This window comes from Flavobacterium ginsengiterrae, from assembly GCF_039539785.1.
GTDB classification, from domain to species: Bacteria; Bacteroidota; Bacteroidia; order Flavobacteriales; family Flavobacteriaceae; genus Flavobacterium; species Flavobacterium ginsengiterrae.
The window spans coordinates 419,647-438,397 of the sequence record NZ_BAABDU010000007.1 but is presented as its reverse complement, the minus strand read 5'-3'; the positions used below and the strand labels follow the sequence as shown (position 1 = coordinate 438,397).

22 protein-coding genes and 4 tRNA genes are annotated in these 18,751 nt (G+C 34.9%); 23 read left to right on the top strand and 3 right to left on the bottom strand.

Going from position 1 to position 18,751, the window contains the following annotated elements; genetic code table 11:
• Positions 1 to 66: 66 nt before the first annotated feature.
• Positions 67 to 1,197 carry a tRNA guanosine(34) transglycosylase Tgt gene (tgt, locus tag ABD859_RS21415; RefSeq protein WP_345146750.1) on the bottom strand — a complete coding sequence of 377 codons (1,131 nt, stop codon included), beginning with the start codon at positions 1,195 to 1,197 and terminating at the stop codon, positions 67 to 69.
• A gap of 206 nt (positions 1,198 to 1,403) precedes the next feature.
• Between tgt and ABD859_RS21410 the strand changes: the two genes are divergently transcribed.
• From ABD859_RS21410 to ABD859_RS21390, 5 genes are all read left to right on the top strand, one after another.
• Positions 1,404 to 1,706, top strand: a complete 303-nt coding sequence (locus ABD859_RS21410) for a hypothetical protein (protein WP_345146749.1) — start codon at positions 1,404 to 1,406, stop codon at positions 1,704 to 1,706.
• Between the two features lie 147 nt (positions 1,707 to 1,853).
• On the top strand, positions 1,854 to 2,249 hold the full coding sequence (locus tag ABD859_RS21405) for a hypothetical protein (RefSeq protein ID WP_345146747.1): 396 nt from the start codon (positions 1,854 to 1,856) through the stop codon (positions 2,247 to 2,249).
• A 26-nt stretch (positions 2,250 to 2,275) separates the two neighbouring features.
• Positions 2,276 to 2,455 carry a hypothetical protein gene (locus ABD859_RS21400; protein ID WP_345146745.1) on the top strand — a complete coding sequence of 60 codons (180 nt, stop codon included), beginning with the start codon at positions 2,276 to 2,278 and terminating at the stop codon, positions 2,453 to 2,455.
• A gap of 411 nt (positions 2,456 to 2,866) precedes the next feature.
• Complete coding sequence (locus ABD859_RS21395) at positions 2,867 to 3,718, top strand: transketolase (protein WP_345146743.1); 852 nt, start codon at positions 2,867 to 2,869, stop codon at positions 3,716 to 3,718.
• An 81-nt stretch (positions 3,719 to 3,799) separates the two neighbouring features.
• On the top strand, positions 3,800 to 4,753 hold the full coding sequence (locus ABD859_RS21390; protein WP_345146741.1) for a transketolase family protein: 954 nt from the start codon (positions 3,800 to 3,802) through the stop codon (positions 4,751 to 4,753).
• A gap of 190 nt (positions 4,754 to 4,943) precedes the next feature.
• On the opposite strand, the gene bamM is transcribed toward ABD859_RS21390, so the two are convergent.
• Positions 4,944 to 6,062 (bottom strand): BamM family beta-barrel-assembly machinery protein, encoded by a 1,119-nt coding sequence (gene bamM, locus ABD859_RS21385; protein WP_345146739.1) that lies wholly within the window; start codon positions 6,060 to 6,062, stop codon positions 4,944 to 4,946.
• Positions 6,063 to 6,141: 79 nt separating this feature from the next.
• Here bamM and ABD859_RS21380 point away from each other — a divergent pair, with 79 nt between their 5' ends.
• Positions 6,142 to 6,537, top strand: a complete 396-nt coding sequence (locus tag ABD859_RS21380; protein ID WP_345146737.1) for an RNA-binding S4 domain-containing protein — start codon at positions 6,142 to 6,144, stop codon at positions 6,535 to 6,537.
• A 182-nt stretch (positions 6,538 to 6,719) separates the two neighbouring features.
• Positions 6,720 to 7,220, top strand: a complete 501-nt coding sequence (locus ABD859_RS21375) for a phosphoribosyltransferase domain-containing protein (RefSeq protein ID WP_345146736.1) — start codon at positions 6,720 to 6,722, stop codon at positions 7,218 to 7,220.
• Here ABD859_RS21375 and ABD859_RS21370 read toward each other — a convergent pair.
• Positions 7,212 to 7,730 (bottom strand): shikimate kinase, encoded by a 519-nt coding sequence (locus ABD859_RS21370; RefSeq protein ID WP_345146735.1) that lies wholly within the window; start codon positions 7,728 to 7,730, stop codon positions 7,212 to 7,214. The genes ABD859_RS21375 and ABD859_RS21370 overlap by 9 nt on opposite strands.
• Before the next feature lie 127 nt (positions 7,731 to 7,857).
• On the opposite strand from ABD859_RS21370, the gene ABD859_RS21365 reads away from it, so the two are divergent.
• The 16 genes from ABD859_RS21365 (at position 7,858) to ABD859_RS21290 (ending at position 18,730) form a co-directional block, all read left to right on the top strand.
• Positions 7,858 to 7,930 (top strand) — tRNA-Lys (locus ABD859_RS21365).
• 40 nt (positions 7,931 to 7,970) lie between these two features.
• Positions 7,971 to 8,043 (top strand) — tRNA-Lys (locus ABD859_RS21360).
• A 38-nt stretch (positions 8,044 to 8,081) separates the two neighbouring features.
• Positions 8,082 to 8,164 (top strand) — tRNA-Leu (locus ABD859_RS21355).
• Between the two features lie 136 nt (positions 8,165 to 8,300).
• Positions 8,301 to 9,206: a LytR/AlgR family response regulator transcription factor gene (locus ABD859_RS21350; protein WP_345146734.1), complete on the top strand. Its 906-nt coding sequence runs from the start codon at positions 8,301 to 8,303 to the stop codon at positions 9,204 to 9,206.
• Positions 9,207 to 9,308: 102 nt separating this feature from the next.
• The gene (locus ABD859_RS21345; RefSeq protein WP_345146733.1) at positions 9,309 to 10,460 is read left to right on the top strand and encodes an acyltransferase family protein; all 1,152 of its coding nucleotides are present in this window, start codon (positions 9,309 to 9,311) and stop codon (positions 10,458 to 10,460) included.
• A 170-nt stretch (positions 10,461 to 10,630) separates the two neighbouring features.
• Positions 10,631 to 10,703: transfer RNA gene (locus ABD859_RS21340), tRNA-Lys, on the top strand.
• Between the two features lie 355 nt (positions 10,704 to 11,058).
• Positions 11,059 to 11,412 (top strand): hypothetical protein, encoded by a 354-nt coding sequence (locus ABD859_RS21335; protein ID WP_345146732.1) that lies wholly within the window; start codon positions 11,059 to 11,061, stop codon positions 11,410 to 11,412.
• Between the two features lie 251 nt (positions 11,413 to 11,663).
• Positions 11,664 to 11,966, top strand: coding sequence for an urease subunit gamma (ureA, locus tag ABD859_RS21330; RefSeq protein WP_345146731.1), 303 nt, complete (start codon positions 11,664 to 11,666; stop codon positions 11,964 to 11,966).
• Between the two features lie 18 nt (positions 11,967 to 11,984).
• Positions 11,985 to 12,353 carry an urease subunit beta gene (ureB, locus tag ABD859_RS21325; RefSeq protein WP_345146730.1) on the top strand — a complete coding sequence of 123 codons (369 nt, stop codon included), beginning with the start codon at positions 11,985 to 11,987 and terminating at the stop codon, positions 12,351 to 12,353.
• A 2-nt stretch (positions 12,354 to 12,355) separates the two neighbouring features.
• Positions 12,356 to 14,077: an urease subunit beta gene (ureB, locus tag ABD859_RS21320; RefSeq protein WP_345146729.1), complete on the top strand. Its 1,722-nt coding sequence runs from the start codon at positions 12,356 to 12,358 to the stop codon at positions 14,075 to 14,077.
• A 118-nt stretch (positions 14,078 to 14,195) separates the two neighbouring features.
• Positions 14,196 to 14,696, top strand: a complete 501-nt coding sequence (gene ureE / locus ABD859_RS21315) for an urease accessory protein UreE (RefSeq protein ID WP_345146728.1) — start codon at positions 14,196 to 14,198, stop codon at positions 14,694 to 14,696.
• A gap of 38 nt (positions 14,697 to 14,734) precedes the next feature.
• Positions 14,735 to 15,421, top strand: coding sequence for an urease accessory protein UreF (locus ABD859_RS21310; RefSeq protein WP_345146727.1), 687 nt, complete (start codon positions 14,735 to 14,737; stop codon positions 15,419 to 15,421).
• Between the two features lie 73 nt (positions 15,422 to 15,494).
• Complete coding sequence (gene ureG, locus ABD859_RS21305; RefSeq protein WP_345146726.1) at positions 15,495 to 16,133, top strand: urease accessory protein UreG; 639 nt, start codon at positions 15,495 to 15,497, stop codon at positions 16,131 to 16,133.
• Positions 16,134 to 16,178: 45 nt separating this feature from the next.
• Positions 16,179 to 17,009: an urease accessory protein UreD gene (locus tag ABD859_RS21300; protein ID WP_345146725.1), complete on the top strand. Its 831-nt coding sequence runs from the start codon at positions 16,179 to 16,181 to the stop codon at positions 17,007 to 17,009.
• A gap of 15 nt (positions 17,010 to 17,024) precedes the next feature.
• Positions 17,025 to 17,726: a hypothetical protein gene (locus ABD859_RS21295; protein ID WP_345146724.1), complete on the top strand. Its 702-nt coding sequence runs from the start codon at positions 17,025 to 17,027 to the stop codon at positions 17,724 to 17,726.
• A 134-nt stretch (positions 17,727 to 17,860) separates the two neighbouring features.
• Positions 17,861 to 18,730: an urea transporter gene (locus ABD859_RS21290; protein ID WP_345146723.1), complete on the top strand. Its 870-nt coding sequence runs from the start codon at positions 17,861 to 17,863 to the stop codon at positions 18,728 to 18,730.
• Positions 18,731 to 18,751 lie beyond the last annotated feature (21 nt).

The following is an 18,751-nucleotide window of genomic DNA, read 5'->3' as shown; positions in this document are numbered from 1 at the left end:
AGGTTTCAGGTTTCAAGTTCAAGTTACTGCAGAGAACTTGAAACCTGAAACTTGAAACTTTTAAACTTACAATCGTTGGCTCATATTTTTAACCATCATTTCTTTCCATGGTCTAAAATCTCCGGCTAAGATATGTTTTCTGGCTTCACGAACCAACCACATATAAAAACCAAGATTATGAATCGTAGCAATTTGTTTTCCTAAATATTCATTAGCGGCAAACAAGTGACGTAAATACGCTTTAGAATATTCTGTATCTACAAAAGTGTGCCCCATTTCATCGATTGGAGAAAAATCAGCTTCCCACTTTTTATTTTTAATATTAATTGTTCCGTTTGCTGTAAACAACATTCCGTTTCTTGCATTACGAGTTGGCATAACACAGTCAAACATATCAATTCCTAACGCAATATTTTCAAGAATATTTATAGGAGTTCCAACCCCCATTAAATAACGAGGTTTGTCTTCCGGAAGAATTTCGCAGACTACTTCGGTCATTGCGTACATTTCTTCTGCAGGTTCACCAACCGAAAGTCCGCCAATTGCATTTCCCTGCTGACCAGCGTTTGCAATATATTCAGCCGACTGGCGACGTAAATCTTTATAAGTACTTCCTTGAACAATTGGAAAAAAAGTTTGTTCATATCCGTATTTATAAGGGACTTTATCTAAATGATTAATACAACGGTCTAACCAGCGGTGTGTCATATGCATTGAACGCTGTGCATATCTGTAATCACAAGGATATGGCGTACATTCATCAAAAGCCATAATAATATCAGCTCCAATTGTACGCTGAATTTCCATTACATTTTCTGGTGTAAAAAAGTGATACGAACCGTCAATATGTGATTTAAACTTTACTCCTTCTTCTTTAATTTTTCTATTTGAAGAAAGAGAATATACCTGATATCCTCCAGAGTCTGTTAAAATATTACGATCCCAGTTCATGAATTTATGCAGTCCTCCTGCTTTTTCAAGAATTTCAGTTTGCGGACGTAAATATAAATGGTATGTATTTCCAAGAATAATATCTGGATTAATTTCCTCTTTTAATTCTCTTTGGTGTACACCTTTTACAGATGCCACCGTTCCTACAGGCATAAAAATAGGCGTTTCGATTACGCCGTGATCTGTAGTTATACTTCCCGCTCTTGCTTTAGACTGCGGATCTTTTTGTAATAAATCGAACTTCATTTGTTTCTTTTTTCTCCCTATTGTTCGGGACGGCAAAGATAGATTAATTTCAGTAAAATTTAATTACATAATTTTTCAATTAGAAAATTAGATTTTGAATGTAAAAATTACAAAATCAAAAGATTAAATATATAACAGATCAAACCTGCTGATTTTTTAATTTTAATTCGAATATTAAAATCAATAATCAATTAAAAATAGAAATCATGATAAATTCTGAAAAAAGAGACGAAACGACAGAGTCAAGAATAGAAAGAAATCTGGAGAAATTGGATTATCCGGCAAACGAAGATATCTATAATCAGGATGAAGAACTTGAAGATATTGATCCTGAAGGAATTTCTGGAGAAAGAACCATTAATATAGATAATAATCACGAATGGAAACAAAACAGCGATAAGCTGGGCAATGACTTAGATGTTCCGGGATCTGAACTAGATGATGATCAGGAAGATATTGGTTCTGAAGATGAAGAAAACAATTATTACAGCGAAGGCGATACAAATTAGACTTATTATTTAGTGGACTATTTAAAAAAACTCCCTTTTCTTTTGCATTTAAACGTCGTAATTTATTTTAAACAAATATGTTAATTATTTTTTACTATTTAAAATAAGTAATACTTTAGCTACAAAATTTTAAAAGTATTTATTAGTATGGGATTAACAGAAAAACGTTTAGCTGAATCAATTAAAACAAATGAACTACCTGCGTTTCAAAACAAAATAAATAAAATTGCGGGTTACGAATTAAAAATAGTAATAGATTGGGATTCATTTACAGCATTTGATGAAAATCCACTTAAAAGGCTTACAAGTGTAATGTTTGAGAGTGTTGAATATGTAATAAAAAAAATTTGTATTGATGAAGTAGGAAAAGAAGCATTAAAAGAAAAACTAAACACTATTCATTTAATTAATACAGATGATTTTGACTCTATAAAAATGGAAATAAAGGATAAAAATTTTTATCTCACCTTCCAGCTGGCAGCATATTCATATGGCAGCTTAGTAGATTCAGAAATAGTAAAATATATTGAAAATGTATTATAATGACGTTAGCTTTTAAAAAGTATTTAATGAAAGATTTAAATACTTTATTTCAGGACTTAACAGAATTAGCAAGAACTACAGACAATAATTCCAGTTTACCAAAACTGGAATTATTATTAAAAAACGGCCGTTCTGTAACAGGAATTACTATTAAGTCACAAGAAGAAAAATCATTTCTTCCCAGCTATACTAATCATCATTCTTGAGCTAATTTTATTTTGATAAAATGCTCCCAACTTGCTGCTTGAACATTTTATTGAACCACAAAATTATTCGCATTTACTGCAATTTAAACTTTGCTGTAAAAGACATTAACAGCAAATTAAACAGCATCGTTTCTCACCCCATAAATATCGTTAGCTCCATTAGGCAGTATAACTTTAAATGAACAAAAGCTAGAATTCGAAGTAAAAAACTCTCCTTTCAATTCATCATCTCAAGAAATAGAAAGGTTAAAAACAACCATTGAAAATTTACTTTAGTCATAATCTTTAATTATGCAAAGACAACGAAATTCTTCTAATTATTTACAGACCTAACATTTTAAAGCATAAAATCGCTTGTGTCCCCGCAAAATAAAAATTACATTTGCTACAGTTTAAACATTTACATATAAAATGAAGCCTAACACACAACAATTAAGCGATTTAACGATCCAAGTAAGAAGAGATATTCTTAGAATGGTACATGCTGTAAACTCTGGTCACCCGGGAGGATCACTAGGTTGTACTGAATTTTTGGTAACATTATACCAAAACATTATGGACCGCAAGGAAGGTTTTGATATGGACGGAATTGGAGAAGATATCTTCTTTCTTTCAAATGGTCATATTTCTCCAGTATTTTACAGCGTTTTAGCAAGAAGCGGTTATTATCCAATTTCAGAACTTGCTACTTTCAGATTATTAAACTCTCGTTTACAAGGTCACCCAACAACTCACGAAGGTTTACCGGGAGTTCGTATGGCGTCTGGTTCATTAGGACAAGGTTTATCTGTCGCTCTTGGTGCTGCACAGGCTAAAAAATTAAATGGAGACAACCATTTAGTTTTTACTTTACATGGTGATGGAGAATTACAAGAAGGTCAAAACTGGGAAGCTATTATGTATGCTTCTGCTAAAAAAGTAGACAACCTTATTGCAACTGTTGATGTTAATGGAAAACAAATCGACGGAACTACAGACGAAGTTTTAGCAATGGGAAGTCTTCGTGCTAAATTTGAAGCTTTTGACTGGGATGTTTTAGAAATCGCAGAAGGAAACAATATCGATGCAATTATCGCAGGATTAACTGATGCAAAATCAAGAACAGGAAAAGGAAAACCAGTTTGTATTTTATTACACACTGAAATGGGTAATGGTGTTGACTTTATGATGCACACGCACGCTTGGCACGGTAAAGCGCCAAACGACGACCAATTAGTAGCAGCATTAGCTCAAAACTACTCTAAAGATCAAGTTGATTATTAAAAAAGCATTCAGTGATCAGTAAAAAGTATTCGGTAAAAGTACTGAGACTTAAAACTGAAAACAGCATCTCAAAAGAAAAACATGAAAAAATATACAAATACAGGAAGTAAAGATACTCGTTCAGGTTTTGGAGCGGGAATGACTGAACTAGGTCAAAAAAACGAAAATGTTGTAGCATTATGTGCAGATTTAATTGGATCATTAAAATTTGATGAGTTCAAAAAAAATCATCCGGAGCGTTTTTTCCAAATTGGAATTGCAGAAGCTAATATGATTGGTATTGCTGCAGGTTTAACAATTGGAGGAAAAATTCCTTTTACAGGAACTTTTGCTAACTTCTCTACAGGAAGAGTTTACGACCAAATTCGTCAATCGGTTGCTTATTCTGATAAAAATGTAAAAATCTGTGCTTCTCACGCTGGTTTAACTTTAGGAGAAGACGGTGCAACTCACCAAATCTTAGAAGATATCGGATTAATGAAAATGTTACCTGGAATGACGGTAATTAACACTTGCGATTACAATCAGACTAAAGCTGCAACTATCGCATTAGCAGATCACCACGGACCTGCATATTTACGTTTCGGCCGTCCGGTTGTACCTAACTTTACTCCTGCCGATGAGCCTTTCGTAATTGGAAAAGCTATTTTATTAAACGAAGGAACTGACGTAACAATCGTTGCTACAGGACATTTAGTTTGGGAAGCTCTTATCGCTGCTGAAGCTCTTGAAGCAAAAGGAATTTCTGCTGAAGTAATCAATATCCACACTATTAAGCCTCTTGATGAAGAAGCTATCTTAAAATCTGTTGCTAAGACTAAATGCATCGTTACTGCGGAAGAGCACAACTACCTTGGAGGTCTTGGAGAAAGTGTTTCTGGAGTATTAGCTTTAAACAATCCAACTCCGCAAGAATTCGTAGCAGTACAAGATAGTTTTGGTGAATCTGGAACTCCTGAACAATTAATGGAGAAATACAAGTTAAACAATCAGGCGATTGTTGAAGCTGCAGAAAAAGTTATCAAAAGAAAATAATTTTTCACACCTATATAAAAAGCCTCGAAATTCAAATTTCGAGGCTTTTCTTTTTCCTGATGGTTTCACAAATTCAGTCTACACATCAACAATATATTTGAAATTAAACACGAATTCAAACATCTGGAAAACACAGCATAAAAAAACCTCGAAATTTAACTTTCGAGGTTTTTTAATTTATTCAATTTCCTTAATTCTTTTTATAAGGATATGTATTATCGATATGAATTCTTTTTCTTCCAGCTGCTAAAAAATCATCTTCAACGAACTTTCTTGGATTATTATAAGATTCAGGTAAATCTGGATTCGTCAATTCTCCTGTTGGTCTTCTTGGAATGCCATATTTTTCTGATTCATCAAAGTTTGGAGTAGCAGGATTATCCAAAATAGGATTGTATGGATAATATTTACTTAAACCACCTAAAAATGCAGTTCCTGTAGGCTTTGTAACTTCAAAAAGAGTAGAATATCCATCACCATCATCATCTGTATCTAAAAAGTCCGCAATACCATCTCCATCTGTATCATCAACTAAAGATGCCGGTGGGTTTGGATATTTAGTCGTATTTCTGAAATCATATACATAACCATCTCCGTTTATATCTTCTTCAAAGTCAAAAACACCATCTAAGTCATGATCTAATCGAGTTAAATCAAACAATTTAAATGAAAAAATCAGCGGAGTATAAGCAGGAATATTATCTGTAGCACCTCCATAATAAGCCAAACCTGAAGGTACAAACATTACACCCGCTCCATAGTCTGAATAAGTTATAGTTCCATCTCCATTATGAACAGCTGTCCCAGTCTTAAACTTCGGGAAAATTTCTTTCCAACCGTCAACAAAAACACCTTTTGATCCAACACCATCTAAATCCCAGAAACTGGCAATATTATAAGAACTATCAAATACTGTATTATCTAATTTAGTACCTGTATATGTTGCATAAATTCGATCAGTATTCATAGGAGAAGATCCTGAACCTTCTCTTAAAACCAAATAATACACAGTATATGTTATACCGTCATCATAAGCTTCTCTTGTTTTTAATTCATAATCCGTTTGATCCCAAATAGAAGTCTGTGTACCTCCAGCCGGAATTTTTTTAAATGTAATATCTAAATCTGTAGAAACGGTTTCAATATAATTCGTCTTTAAAAACTTAACAATAGAATCATTATCTGCCTTATATTGCTCTGTATAGTCTCTTAAAGGCACAACTACCGCATCATCATCATCACTTTTATTACAAGACACAATCGCAATTCCTGCCAGTAATAAAACAAAATAATATTTAAATTTATTCATTATTGTTAATTTTTTAGGTGCGCAAGATACAATATTGATTTATTTTTGTAAAGAATTTAACTTGGATTTTAGAAAAATTATGAGAATAGATAAATACTTATGGTGCGTTCGTTATTACAAGACCAGAAATATGGTAACTGAGGCCTGTAAAAAGAACCAGATTACTGTAAACGGACAGGTTGCAAAACCATCAAAAGAGGTTTTCCCTACAGACAAAATTACATTTCGAAAAGATCAAATTACCCAGATTATAACGGTATTAGATATTCCTGAAAGCCGTGTTGGTGCAAAACTGGTTGACATTTACCGCAAAAACGAAACTCCGCCGGAAGCTTACGAACATTTAGAACTATTAAAACTTTCTAAAGAACATTATCGCAAAAGCGGTACAGGAAGACCAACAAAAAAAGACAGAAGAGATATTGACGATTACGGCAGTGATTTTACTGAGGAAGAAGATGAAAGCTGGGAATAAATAAATCTTATTATTTAAATCTCAACTTAAATTCAAATATTAAATCCGAATTCCAGTAATTTAAGATATTATTATTGGAATTTGGATTTTTAAAAAATTAGGAATTTACCCTCCAAACATTGGATTTTAGAATTTCAAATTTTAGAATTTATTAAATTTGTACATTAGCAAAAAAAATAATCATGAGCAAAAACATCATCTTAACAAATCAGGAAATCGAACACAAAATAAAACGTATCGCATATCAAATTTACGAGACATTTGTTGACGAAGAAGAAGTTGTTATTGCCGGAATTGCCTCAAACGGCTCTATATTTGCCGAGAAACTGGCAGAATCACTACGCACAATTTCATCTTTAAAAGTTTCACTTTGCGAAGTAAAAATTGACAAGCAAAACCCACAGTCCCCTATACAGACTTCTTTAAACAAAGAAGATTATGAAAATAAAGGACTGGTATTGGTTGATGACGTATTAAACTCAGGAACTACATTAATATATGCTGTTCGTCATTTTTTAAACGTACCGCTTAAAAAATTCAAAACAGCTGTACTTGTTGACAGAAACCATAAAAAATATCCCGTAAAAGCAGATTTTAAAGGCATCTCTTTATCAACTTCATTACTAGAACATGTTCAGGTTGTTTTCAATGAAAATGGAGATGACTACGCCTCTTTAAGCTAAAAGAGCCAAAATATCTTGTACCGTTTCGTCAATAGTTCTATTATCGACTACAACCTTATGCTGAGCGTGGTTATAATAGAAACTTCTGTCGAACAAATGTTTTGCAATAAACTCTTTCATTTCTTCTTCGTCCATATTAGCAATTAATGGGCGCTTACTCTTATTATGCACTAGTCTATTATACAATGTCTCAATTGATGCTTTTAAATAAACTGACACAATATCCTCTCTTTGCAATAACAAATGGTTATTAGCATAACACGGCGTTCCGCCTCCAAGACCTATAATAGAATCTTCTGAAGATTGCAGCAATTCAAGAAACATTTCATGTTCTAGTTTTCTAAAATAGATCTCTCCATGCCTTTCGAAAATCTCTTTTATCGATAAATTTGCTTTTTTTTCGACACAAACATCCAAATCAAGAAAAGGAATATTTGTAATTTTTGACAAATTTTGGGCGATAGTAGACTTTCCGCACCCCATATAACCTAACAATACAATTTTCTTCATATTAATAAAACCTTATAAACTAAGCGATTGGAAATTTTTCCAAAAAAAAGACAAATTTATAATAAAATTGCTTGGAAACTTCAAAAAAAACTCCTTATATTTGCACCCGCATTCAAGAAACGAATATGACTCGATAGCTCAGTCGGTAGAGCACATCACTTTTAATGATGGGGTCCTGGGTTCGAGCCCCAGTCGGGTCACAAAATTTGTGATTTACAAAATAAGTTTCTTGAAAGCAATGACTCGATAGCTCAGTCGGTAGAGCACATCACTTTTAATGATGGGGTCCTGGGTTCGAGCCCCAGTCGGGTCACAAAGGTCGGGTAAATTATTTACTCGACCTTTTTTTTTGGCCATGTGGAGAAACGGTAGACTCGCCATCTTGAGGGGGTGGTGCTCGCAAGGGCGTGAGGGTTCAAATCCCTCCATGGTCACTTAAGATTTAAAAGCCTGAGAATTTAAATTCTCAGGCTTTTTTGTTACTCCAAAAAATCTCACGATTTAGAAATCTTCTTGCAAAAAATCAAACCTTTCTATTTTTTGTATTTTTGATCCGAAACAAATGACATCATGAGATTTTATATTAATGCAGCACCTTTAAAAGAAGAGATTGAGTACCCCACTAGATACCAATCCCAAAATCTCATTAAAAGTTCTTTTATTGTCTTTCTTGTTATTATTACTTTCCTATTATTATTCAAACCATTTGGAGTTTATGATCCAGAACTCAAAATGCACTATTTGTTTATTTGTTTCTTTCATGCTTTTGCTCCAGCACTACTCCTATTTACTTATTTTAGAACATTGAATTATTTCAGAGAAGCAAAAAGTGAATTTAAATGGACTCTAACTCAAGAATACAGCCATATTGGAATGTTATTAATTTTAATAGGCACCTCAAGTTTTCTAATGCGTGACTTACTGTACACGAATCCAGACAACTGGTCCTGGAATTACTTTATTGAAGAAATCAGAAACTGCCTCGTTGCAGGTATCTTTTTTTACTTTTTTATACGATTGGCTAGTTTTTATTTCCAATCCAAAAAAGGATCTGCCTTAGTTCTTCAATTTACCCCTTTGTCAGTTGAGCCTGAAAAAGCAGATTTAAAATCAAATCTCTTTATCAGCACACAAGTAAAACAGGATGACTTTTATCTTGATATCGAGGAATTGCTTTTTGTAAAAGCAGACGGTAATTACATAGAACTGACGAAATCAAAAAATAACCAAATTACAACAGAAGTAAAGCGAATTTCCTTAAGTCAATTTGAATCTCAGATCATAGATTATCCACACTTTTTTAGATGTCATCGAACGTATTTAGTCAATATGTTTAAAATAGAAAAAGTAGCTGGAAATTCTCAGGGCTATATATTATCCTTCAATGAAACGGCCACTAAAATTCCTGTTTCACGAAAACAAATCAACAGTTTCACCACCTATTATCAAAAGCTTGGCAGCAAATACACTGCTTAACTTTGTTGTTCGTCACAAAAGCTAGTTATCAGTAACACCCCGTAGTTTGAGAGCATTTTGTTGTTGTACGTTTGCCATCAGTAACACAAAACCAACATTACTATGCCAACTACAACTCATGCACAAAATCAGAAATCTGCATCATCAAACAAATTATTATACATTGATAACATCAAAGTTCTTTTAACAATATTAGTGGTGCTTCACCATACCTTTATTGCTTACAGCTCCTCGAATGGCTGGTACTATAATGAAGAAACATCATATTTGGGAGTTCGTATTCTTGCAACGGCATTTGTAAGTATAAATCAATCCTTTTTTATGGGTTATTTTTTTCTGCTGGCCGCCTATTTTACATCTATATCCTATTCTAAAAAAGGCGCACTACTATTTCTAAAAGATCGCATCATTCGATTGGGAATTCCTTTAGTATTCTATTCTTTTATTCTCACCCCATTCATTTGTTATTTGGTTTACTATTATACAAAACAAGCTATACCCTTTTACGAATACATAAGCAGATACGACAGCTGGATCGACTTAGGCGTCACTTGGTTTGTCGCTGCGTTGCTACTTTTTACATTCGTTTATGTCGCATTAAAAAAAATACTAAAAATTAACTCCAGCAAAACATACACTGCACCTCATTCACACACTATACTACTCTTTGCTGTAGGATTAGGTATTATTACTTTTGGAGTTCGAATAATATTTCCTGTCGGATGGATTTTGGAACCTTTCGGATTTCAGCTTGGGCATTTCCCACAATATATTGCACTTTTCATCATTGGATTAATAGCTTCAAAAAACAACTGGCTGGATCAGTTATCAGAAAAAACAGGACGCCAGCTCAAACGATCGGCAAAACTTTGTCTGCTACTTTTTCCATTATTTTTGGTAATCAGACTCGCATTAAACACACCTGTTTCTTGGTTCAGCGGCGGATTTCACTGGCAGGCCTTACTATATGCGATATGGGAACAATGCATCGGAATTTCTATATTGACGGCGATTTTAATCAAAGGAAAAACAAAATGGAATACAACTTCAAAACTACTAACCAATGCATCAAGAAGCAGCTTCGCCGTATACATTTTTCATCCGTTAGTAATTGTTATCTTTAGCTTATTAGCAAGAAACTGGAATGTAGATCCTGCAATTAAACTTCTGATTACAAGCCCTTTGATTGTATTCTTCAGCTTTACACTAGGCGCTCTTATTGTCTCAATTCCAGGAGTTAAAAGAGTTTTTTAAAAAACCTTAAAGCATTTTTCCCAAAAATCCTTCCATCTCAAAGCCATAAAAAAAGTACCGCCTATTTTACTGTATAATAATACTTTATAATTTATTCTAAAAAACATTTAAAAAAAAGGCTTTGCAAACTAAATAAAGTCCTTATATTTGCACCCTCGTTCAAGAGAACAGACTCGATAGCTCAGTCGGTAGAGCACATCACTTTTAATGATGGGGTCCTGGGTTCGAGCCCCAGTCGGGTCACAAAAGGTCAAGTATTTATTTACTTGACCTTTTTTTATTTAAAGTCAAATCAACAAGGCGGAAACATTACAATTAAAACCGGGAATGTTTCCGCCTTTTGGCATTTGTATAATTTAACAAAACTTCTAAAAAGATCATATATCATTGAGAAAATCTTCTGAATTCACTATATATATCTTTTTTAGAATTTCCTTTTTTTGCGTTTTAGAACTCACATAAAACTTAAAAGTAAAAGCAGGACAAATCATTTTTATTATTGAAAACTGAAAATGTATAAAAAAGTCCTGTTTTGTGAAAATCACCAATATTCATTTCCACATAAATTTGTAAGATAATATTACACTTTAAAGAACGAATGAAACTTAATGTACATATACTATTTACTCTTATGCTATTACTGCTTTTTTCTAAAGCAGCTAATAGTAAGGCTGTAAATAATAATAGTGTACTCCTAAGATATTCACAGGAACAAATTTCTGTATCAAAAAAATTAACCGCTAAAAACTTTGAGGTTAAAAGTGATTTTTGCGGCGAAGATCTAGATCAGGATATCGATGATCAATTTGCAACTCCTTTTTTATCTTACAATTATTACTTTACTCAAAAAAATAATCTTGTAACTCCCAGTCTAAAAAAGGTTATTACACATTCGGCACATGGTTATCATGTCCGCCTCTTCATTTTATTTCATTCTTTAATAATTCCCTGATTACTTAAATCATTATTTTTTGTCCTGAATTGTTTGTTTTTACAAATAATTGAGCCGGTCTGCTTTTTCAATTATATTCTTTTATAATCTGCTATAAGCGAAATTAAGCCTGCAGGGGACAAATCTCAAATTCACTTTTCTTAAAAAAATTTAAGTCCTATTCTATCGCTTGCATTTATTAGCGCCAAGCGTAAGGATTTGTTATGGACTTACATTAATAAAAATTGTTTAATCAAAAAAAAACTTAACCCATGCATCTTACACCAAGAGAAAGCGAAAAACTGCTGTTGTCTCTAGCTGGAGACTTAGCAGCAAAAAGAAAGGCAAGAGGCCTAAAATTAAATTATCCTGAATCAATCGCGTATATCAGCAGTCATTTACTGGAAGCTGCACGCGACGGAAAAACCGTGGCAGAATTAATGCAATACGGAGCAACACTGCTTACAAAAGCAGATGTTATGGAAGGAATTGCAGAAATGATTCATGACGTGCAGATTGAAGCTACGTTTCCAGACGGAACCAAATTAGTAACTGTTCACGATCCCATTCGTTAATCACAAATTTATTAAGTCATGATACCAGGAGAATATTTTATAGCTAAAGGCGACATTGAAATTAATGCCGGCCGAGAAACAATAAAAGTAAAAGTAATAAATACAGCAGACAGACCTGTACAAATAGGCTCTCACTTTCATTTTTTTGAAGTGAATCGCATGATGAGCTTTGATCGCAGCAAAGCATTTGGTATGCGTTTGAATATTGCTGCGGGAACTGCTGTTCGTTTTGAACCGGGAGAAGAAAAAGAAGTAGAATTAGTAGCGTTATCTGGAGGCAGAAGAGCTTTTGGTATTAATAATCTTGTAAATGGCGATACAACTCGCGAAGCTAACAAGAAAAAAAGCTTAGAACTTCTTAAATCTGAAAACTTTAAAAACAAATAATTATGTGCGCAAAAATAAGTAAAGCTAAATATGCTTCGATGTATGGCCCTACAACAGGCGATAAAGTTCGCTTGGGTGATACAGATGTTATTATAGAAATTGAAAAAGATTATACCGTTTATGGTGATGAGAACAAGTTTGGCGGTGGTAAAACACTTCGCGACGGTATGGCTCAAAACTCAAACGCTACCCGCGATCAAGGAGTTCTTGATTTTGTTATTACAAACGCTACCATTATTGATCACTGGGGAATTGTAAAAGCCGATATTGGAATTAAAGACGGCAAAATTGTAGGAATTGGTAAAGCAGGTAATCCAGACACTATGGAAGGCGTGCATCCTAACTTAATCATTGGTGCATCGACAGAAGCTCATGGCGGAGAAGGTCTTATTGCTACAGCTGGAGGTATAGATACTCACATTCACTTTATCAGCCCTCAGCAAATTGAAACAGCTTTATTCAGCGGTATAACAACTATGATTGGCGGTGGTACGGGTCCTGCAGACGGAACTAATGCAACCACTATTACTCCTGGTAAATGGAATTTAGAAAAAATGCTGCAAGCGGCAGAAGCTTTCCCTATGAACTTAGGTTTCTTTGGTAAAGGAAACTGTTCTTCTGAAGCTCCTTTAATAGAACAGGTTGAAGCTGGTGCATTGGGTTTAAAAATTCACGAAGACTGGGGAGCAACACCTGCTGTAATCGATGCTTCTTTAAAAGTGGCAGATAAATATGATGTTCAGGTAGCGATTCACACTGATACTTTGAATGAAGCTGGATTTCTTGAAGATACCATGAATGCTATTAACGGACGTGTAATTCACACTTTCCATACAGAAGGTGCAGGAGGCGGACACGCTCCGGATATTATTAAAGCGGCAATGTACCACAACGTCTTACCGGCATCTACAAATCCAACACGTCCGTTTACAGTAAACACTATTGATGAGCACTTAGATATGCTTATGGTCTGCCACCACTTAAGCAAAAACATTCCAGAAGATGTATCGTTTGCAGATTCTCGTATTCGTCCGGAAACTATTGCGGCCGAAGATATTCTGCATGACATGGGAGTATTTAGCATCATGAGTTCAGATTCTCAGGCAATGGGACGCGTTGGTGAAGTACTTACCCGTACTTGGCAGACTGCTGATAAAATGAAAAAACAGCGTGGTCCTTTGGCAGAAGATAAAGGAAACGACAACGATAATTTCCGTGTAAAAAGATTTATTTCAAAATACACTATTAACCCGGCAATCGCTCATGGTATTTCACAATACGTTGGTTCTATCGAGCCAGGAAAAATGGCTGATATTGTATTATGGAAACCAATGATGTTTGGGGTAAAACCAGAAATTATTATCAAAGGCGGAATGATCATAGCAAGCCGTATGGGAGATGCAAACGCTTCTATTCCTACACCTCAGCCGGTTATTTACCGCAACATGTTTGGTTCATTTGGAAAAGCACTTTTAAACACTTGCGCCACTTTTGTATCTCAAGCCTCAATAGAAAAAGGAATTGTTGCCGAATATGGTTTACAAAAAATTGTATTACCAGTTGCCGGTTGTAGAAATATTTCTAAAAAAGATTTGATTCATAACGACAAAACTCCCGAAATAACCGTTAATCCAGAAAACTACGAAGTGAGAGTTGATGGTGAAATCGTGACTTGCGAACCTGCTTCTGAATTATCATTAGCACAACGCTACTTCCTTTTCTAGAAAAAGCTTTTTAAGTCTAAAGCAGTTGTGATAGAGAATCATAACTGCTTTTAGACTTGACAATAAAGACAAAATCGACACATAAGAAACGAGAAAACAATCTAAAACCTGTTATAAAATGATTATAAATGAAATTGTTGGCAATGTTCAACAAATAGAGACAGGCGATCGTATTATAGACCTGTTACATCTGGAATGGTTTGAGGCTACAAAGCGAATACAAAGAAAGAGAACCCAAAGCGGTACAGACATCGCGATCAAGTTCCTGAAAGAAGGACAGCGTTTAAAACAGGGAGATATTTTGTATGCAGATGAAGAAAAAGTTATTGTTGTAGAAATACTTCCTTGCGAAGCTATTGTAATAAAACCTACAACACTTTATGAAATGGGAAGTTTATGCTACGAAATAGGAAACAAACACCTTCCTATTTTTATTCAGGATGATGAAGTATTGCTGCCGTTTGAACATCCAATATTTAAATGGCTTTTGGCAAGTAATTATAATGCAGAAAAAGTACACACGCGTTTACTCAATTTACTAAACTCAACCGTACAGCCTCACGGACACGCTTCTGAAAACAGTTCTCTCTTTTTTAAAATTATGAACATTGGGAAGTGATACTGTTTGAGTATCATAAGCAAATAAAACACTAAACAATGAGAAATTACATAGGCAATTTGCTGCATATAAGCGATCCTACGCTTCCAATTGGCGGTTATACCCATTCTAACGGACTCGAAACTTACGTACAGAAGAATTTGGTAAAAGATTCTGCGACGGCTGCGTTGTTTGTACAAAATATGCTGACTAATAATCTTCAGTTTAATGATGCTGCTTTTGTAAAATTAGCTTATGAAGCAACTCAAAACAACGATATAAAAGTATTGATGCAATTGGATGATGAATGCAGCGCTCTTAAAAATGCCCGCGAAATAAGACAAGCAAGTCAAAAGTTAGGAATGCGTCTCATTAAAATATTTAAGCGTCACCAAACTTCAGATATAGTAAATCAATACGAGCAGGCCATTACAGACAAACAATTAGAAGGACATTACTGTATCGCATTTGGCATTTATACCGCATTAATGCAAGTCCCTCTTTATGAGGCTCTATATGCTTTTTGCTATAATGCAACAGTTGGTACAGTAACAAATGCAGTAAAATTAGTGCCATTGGGTCAACTGGACGGACAGGATATATTATACAATATGCAAGAAGTAATTGCAACGGTCGTAAATAATGTGCTTGAACTCGACAGAAACCTTGTAGGACTTTGCAATATAGGACTTGATGTACGATGTATGGAACACGAACATTTGTACTCCAGATTGTATATGTCTTAAACACAGCTTTAAATAAAAAAATAATCAGATGAGTACTTGATATAAAAAGCCATTCATCACAAAACAAAATAAAATGCAAGATAGAAAATATGTAAAAATAGGTGTTGCAGGACCTGTAGGTTCAGGAAAAACAGCTTTAATTGAAAGATTGACACGCACATTATTAAATCAATACAGTATTGGTGTAATCACAAATGATATTTACACAAAAGAAGATGCCGAGTTTTTAACCAAAAACAGTATGCTTCCGAAAGAACGTATTATTGGTGTAGAAACTGGAGGATGCCCTCACACTGCAATTCGTGAAGATGCGAGTATGAACCTAGAAGCAGTAGAAGAAATGGCAAATCGTTTTCCTGATGTAGAATTTATTTTAATCGAAAGCGGCGGCGATAATCTATCGGCAACTTTCAGCCCTGACTTAGCAGATGTAAGCATTTTTGTTATTGATGTTGCAGAAGGAGATAAAATTCCGCGTAAAGGAGGCCCTGGAATTACCCGCTCAGATTTACTGGTTATTAACAAAATTGACTTAGCTCCATACGTAAATGCCGATTTAGGTGTAATGGAAAGAGACGCAAGAAAAATGCGTAATGGAAGTCCGTTTGTATTTACAAACCTTATGTCGCTGGAAGGATTAGACAATGTTATAGGCTGGATCCAGAAATATGCTTTGTTAGAAGATATCCCAGAACCGGCATTGGTTAGATAGACATCTTCCAGAATCTATTACACAAACAGCATTTAATAAGCAATCATGATCAACAGACTCAACATAATAAGCGGTTACAAAGACGGGCGTTCTTATCTCAAAGACGCCTTCTTTACCCGCCCATTCCGACTAGCCAATATAGGTGAAGATAAAACAGATCCTGCGCTTTATTTAATGGTACAAAATTCCTCTCCGGGAATACTCGATAAAGACCATTATGCCATCAATATCAAAATGGAGTCTAAAAGTAAGCTGTTACTCGATTCACAGTCCTATCAGCGCTTGTTTAACATGAAAGAAGGTGCAAAGCAGGATATGAATGTTTCGCTTTCAGAATACAGCGCTTTTAGCTATGTACAGCATCCTATAGTGCCGCACGAACTTTCTATATTCAGAGCGCACAATGTAATAAGAATGGAGGACAATTGCAGTCTGACTTTAGGAGAAATTATTACCTGCGGAAGAAAACATTCTGGCGAAGAATTCAAATATTCCACATTTCAGAATCTTACCGAAATATACCTTAAGAACAAACTTATCTTAAAAGACAATGTATTGCTGCAGCCTCAATTAACCGATGTGCACACATTAGGACAAATGGAAGGATATACGCATCAAGGCACCTTGATATACATTAACACAGGTTTACAAGAGATAGAACCAGTAATCGAGAACGCCTTAGCAGATCTAAAATCAGAAGAAGACATTGCTTTTGGAGTATCGCAGCCATTTCCAGATTGTATGATAGTTCGTGTTTTGGGTAACGGAGGCGAGCAAATGTTCAATGCATTTAGACGTATTCAAAAAGAAATCTGGGCATTAGAAAATCAAGCTTCAGTTGTTCTAAATACAGCAGAAGAAAGTTTCGCAGTGTAAATAAAAAGACAAAAAATGGATACAACATTAACAACACTCGTTTTATCGGCCATTGCAATAAGCACCTTGCACACCGCAACAGGTCCAGATCACTATTTGCCATTTATAGTCCTGTCGCGCTCAAAAAAATGGGGATTATCTAAAACAATCTTGTGGACAACCATTTGTGGTGTCGGTCATATCTTAAGTTCTGTTGTTCTTGGATTAATAGGTGTTCTTGTAGGCTGGCAATTGTCTAAGTTATCTATGTTCCAGAACGTACGAGGCAATATATCAGGATGGTGTTTGCTTTTACTCGGAATTGTTTTTTTATTGATAGGCTTGCGAAAAGCGTACCTCAACAAACCTCACAAACATTTCGATGCTTACGGTGATGATGAAATTTATGTTTACGAGCATAAACACGGAGAAACTGTAATGCCTCAAAACCGAATAAAAATTACGCCTTGGGTACTATTTGCCATTTTCGTAATGGGTCCCAGCGAGCCACTTGTACCGCTTCTTTTTTATTCTGGAGTAAGACGTTCTGCAGTAGAAGTAATTGTGCTTATTTCTGTATTTGCAGTCTTTACGGTACTTACCATGATTACAATGGTTTTAATTGGCTGTTATGGTTATTCTTTTTTTAAAACCGATAAACTCGAACGGTACGTTCACGCCATAGGAGGCGCAGTTATTACAGTCTGCGGCATGGGAATGGTCTTTTGGGGCTGGTAAAAATTCAACCATCAGATAATAAAAAAATAAATACAGAGATCACAAAATTTCAATTCTGTGATTTCTGTAATGAGTTCCTCTTTGCCTTAAATGAAAATTAAAAACAAAATACAACACGTTTAAAAAACAGAATTATGAATGATAATAAGCAAAATTTTGTCGCTCCGTATTTAAAAGGCGTCGGACAGATCATGCTTCAGGATAATCTATGGACAGGATTATTCTTTTTAGCAGGTATTTTTTTCGATTCTTTCATTATCGGAATTGCAGCTGTTCTCTCTGTCGTAACAGGAACACTTACTGCGAAAATATTAAAGTTCCCGGAAGAGAATATCAACTCTGGACTTTACGGATTCAGTGCTACATTAGTTGGTGTAGCCCTCACTACGTTTTTTAGTCCTCAGCCCATAATTTGGATCGCCATTATAGCAGGCTCAGCGCTGGCTGCTATATTTCAAAATTTCCTAATCAGTAAAAAATTACCTGGTTTTACATTTCCTTTTATTGTTGTGACATGGGGGCTGTATTATATTTTTACACATCTATATGTAGTTGGAGCTCCTGCAGCAATTGCAGCCAATACCGTAGATTATAACCTGGATGACATAGTATTAGCCAGTCGTGGTTTTGGCGAGATAATATTTCAGGCGAGCATTATTGCCGGAATCTTATTCTTTATAGGTGTTTTTATAGCCAATCCTGTTGCGGCGCTTTACGGTTTAGCAGCTTGTGTTATCAGTTCAATTGTTGCCTACTTTCTGCACGAACCTATAACCGATATTCAGCAGGGAATGTTCAGTTTTAATGCCGTATTGTGCGCAATTACCTTTTCGGGTGTAAGCCAAAAGAACGGAATATTTGTACTCCTCTCTGTTTTGCTTGCAATAGCAATCGAAGTTCTAATGATTAAATTTTCCCTTACACCCTATCTCACATTTCCATTTGTTGGAGCTTCATGGATTGTTTTAGCAATCAAAAAAATACTTCCAGAAGCTTACCGATAAGCATTTAGGCTAAAAAAACTT